This window comes from Janthinobacterium sp. Ant5-2-1, from assembly GCF_001445815.1.
GTDB classification, from domain to species: domain Bacteria; phylum Pseudomonadota; class Gammaproteobacteria; order Burkholderiales; family Burkholderiaceae_D; genus Janthinobacterium; species Janthinobacterium lividum_E.
The window spans coordinates 1-882 of the sequence record NZ_LNCE01000127.1; the positions used below are offsets into that span (position 1 = coordinate 1).

The following is an 882-nucleotide window of genomic DNA, read 5'->3' on the forward strand; positions in this document are numbered from 1 at the left end:
GCGCGGTGCAGCAGGCCGATATGCGGGTCGGCGCGCTGGATGACTTCGCCATCCATCTCCAGCACCAGGCGCAGCACACCGTGCGCGGCCGGATGCTGTGGCCCAAAGTTCAGGGTGTAGTTCTTAATCTCAGCCATTATTTCATCCCGTAATGTTCTTCGCGGATCACGCGCGGCACGTTTTCCCGCGGCTCGATCGTCACGGGCTGGTAAATCACGCGCTTTTGTTCCGGATCGTAACGCATCTCGACATAGCCGGAGACGGGGAAATCCTTGCGGAACGGATGGCCGATGAAACCGTAGTCGGTCAGCAGGCGGCGCAAGTCGTTGTGGCCTTCGAAGAGGATGCCCAGCAGGTCGAACGCTTCGCGCTCGTACCAGTTGACGGCGCGCCAGATGCTCACCACGGAAGGCAGCAGCGGCATGTCGTCGTCCGGCGCGAACACGCGCACGCGCACGCGCCAGTTGTGCTTGACCGACAGCAAGTGCGAGACGGCCGCGAAACGCAGGCCATCCCAGCTACCGTCGCCATAGGTCGAGTAGTCGACGCCGCACAGGTCGAGCAATTGCTCGAAATGCAGGGCCGGATCGTCGCGCAAGGTCTGCATTACGGCTAGGTAGTCCTCGGCCTTGACGACCAGGGTGACTTCGCCCAGCGCAACCGTCGTGCTAACGCGATCGCCCAGGGCAGTGCCGAGGGCGTTTTGCAATACTTCTAAATGTGTTGTCATAATCTGAAGCGGCCCGGTTAGCGTGCGATCGTGCTGGTACGCTTGATCTTGTTCTGCAACTGCATGATGCCGTACAGCAAGGCTTCAGCGGTCGGAGGACAGCCAGGCACATACACGTCGACGGGCACGATGCGGTCGCAACCGCGCACCAC

General features: G+C 61.3%; 1 protein-coding gene and 2 pseudogenes. All 3 read right to left on the minus strand.

Annotation, left to right across the window (positions count from 1 at the left end):
* A pseudogene (locus ASN89_RS28860) lies at positions 1-137 on the minus strand (NADH-quinone oxidoreductase subunit D); the annotation flags it as partial.
* Positions 137-730, minus strand: coding sequence for an NADH-quinone oxidoreductase subunit C (locus ASN89_RS26485; RefSeq protein ID WP_058051332.1), 594 nt, complete (start codon positions 728-730; stop codon positions 137-139). The gene ASN89_RS26485 and the pseudogene ASN89_RS28860, both read right to left, overlap by 1 nt.
* Positions 731-747: 17 nt before the next feature.
* Positions 748-882: pseudogene (locus tag ASN89_RS28405) on the minus strand (NADH-quinone oxidoreductase subunit B); the annotation flags it as partial.